Source organism: Megasphaera sp. AF13-6AC (assembly GCF_027685385.1).
Lineage (GTDB): Bacteria > Bacillota > Negativicutes > Veillonellales > Megasphaeraceae > Megasphaera > Megasphaera micronuciformis.
The window spans coordinates 1,120-3,181 of sequence record NZ_JAQCUN010000136.1; the positions used below are offsets into that span (position 1 = coordinate 1,120).

3 protein-coding genes are annotated in these 2,062 nt (G+C 46.0%); all 3 read left to right on the forward strand.

The features are described from left to right. A partial coding sequence (locus PGX78_RS07070; RefSeq protein WP_270446141.1) for a nitroreductase family protein occupies positions 1-345 on the forward strand: 345 nt, incomplete at its 5' end. A gap of 10 nt (positions 346-355) precedes the next feature. After that, positions 356-910, forward strand: a complete 555-nt coding sequence (locus PGX78_RS07075) for a flavin reductase family protein (protein ID WP_270446143.1) — start codon at positions 356-358, stop codon at positions 908-910. A 163-nt stretch (positions 911-1,073) separates the two neighbouring features. Then, a complete protein-coding gene (locus PGX78_RS07080) occupies positions 1,074-1,916 on the forward strand; it encodes a TraX family protein (RefSeq protein ID WP_270446145.1) in 843 nt (280 codons plus the stop codon). Positions 1,917-2,062: the final 146 nt, after the last annotated feature.

A 2,062-nucleotide genomic window follows, 5' to 3' on the forward strand; every position in this document is an offset into this window, starting at 1 on the left:
AAGGACAATGTGAAAATCGGCGGTTGGCAGGATGATTTCGATCCTTTTTACGGGGCTCCCGTTATTCTGATTGTCTTAGGTAAAAAAGATTGGCCGACTCATGTGTATGACGGCAGTCTGGTCATGGGAAATTTGATGAATGCCGCTCAGGCCGTAGGGCTTGGCAGCATTTGGATTCATCGGGCCAAGGAAGAGTTTGAAATGCCTGAATACAAACAACTGTTGCTTGATTTGGGCATAGACGGAGAATGGGAAGGTATCGGTCACTGTGCTTTGGGATATGCGGACGGACCCGTAGCGGAAGCGGCTCCTCGCAAGGACAGTCGCGTGTATCGCGTAGAATAGGAGGTCTGTTGTGGAGACGGAACTTACAGGTAAACAGGCCCCGATTATGCCTGAAGGGGTATTTATTATCGGTACGTACGATGAGAACGGCGTTCCCAATGCTATGAATGCGGCTTGGGGTTCTCAGTCGGATTACGGTGAGATTACTCTCTTTTTGGCACCTCACAAGACGACGGAAAATGTAGTGAAAACCGGGGCCTTCACGGTTGCCTTCGGGACGAAAAAGACGGTTGAAATTGTCGATTATTTCGGAATTGAAACGGGGCATAAGGTTAATAAAATCGACAAGGTCGGTTGTCATGTCCATAAGAGTGACCATGTAAATGCACCGATTATAGAAGAATTTCCCTATACCTTGGAATGTACGTGTAAAAGCTATGATGCCGAAACGGGAATCCTCATAGGGACTGTCGTGTCGGCCCAGGCGGATGAAGCGATTTTGACAGACGGTGTAGTGGACTATGAAAAGTTGGAACCCCTTGTTTTCGACATTGCCACGCGTACGTATCGAACCATCGGTCCCGTCGTAGCTCCGGCCTTTAAAATCGGCTTGAAGTATAAATAAAAAGTTTATATATTACGAATAAACACCCTTACTCCAAGATATATGGGAGATGTAAATGAACGACCATTCTTTTTCCCGGGTGGGGGTGTTTTTGTATGCTAAGGCTCGGTTTTATGTTAGAATGAAAGCCGTATACATTATGTCATTAAGGAGCAAGGCGGGAATGAAAGGTGTCTTACCGTCTATTCGCCGTAAAAGGCGAATACCGACGTTAAACATAACACAAATAAAATATGTGGCTGCGGCTCTTACGGTGTGCTTACTGTTTCATACGCTGTTTGCACCTATGGTCGATGTACCAGAATGGTTTATTGCCGTAGGCAGGCCGGCATTGCCCTTGTTTTTGTTTGCCGCGGCGGAAGGGTATGTGCATACTCGTAGCCGGCAGGCTTATTTGAAGCGACTTTTGTTGTGCAGCGTTCTTATGACGGCGGCGACTTTTGCCGTTCAGGAACTCTTTCCCAATCGTTATGAATTGTCACTCATGGGAAACGCCTTCGGTACACTGTTTATCTCTGTACTGTACATGGTCGGCTGGGATAGACTGAATGAGGGATTGGCCTTAAAAGAAAGAAGCAAGATACGGGATGCTCTCTTTGTTTTTTTGCTTCCTGTAGCGACTATTATGCCCCTTGCCGTTGTAGGAATATTGGCCGATACGGATATAAATCACGCCGTACTTCAGGCATTGACCTTCCTGGCACTATGTATTCCCAATTTTTTTGTCATTTCTCACGGCGTTCTCTATATTCTCCTGGGGCTTTTATTATACGTATTTCATGAAAAAAGAGTCGTTCAAGCGGTTATCGTCATTTTGTACGGCTTGTGGTTTCAATATATTTATGGCGGCGGCGAATGGTGTATTGCCTTGGCAGCCATCCCCGTGTGGCTCTATAACGGAGAAAAAGGGAGGGGAAGAAAATCCTTCTTCTACGGTTTTTACCCTGTAGCCGTCATTGCTTTGTACATTCTTTCATGGCTGGTTGACCGATTTATCGTCATGTAAAGATGTATTCATATTGTGTGCACGGCCGAAGTATCGGCCTGCCTATACATTTTATTAATGAGGGGGAGTTTTCATGAAAAAAGTATGGATGGCAGCTGTTTTAACGGCCGCACTTTCCGTAGGAACGGCAGCTTTTGCAGCGGACA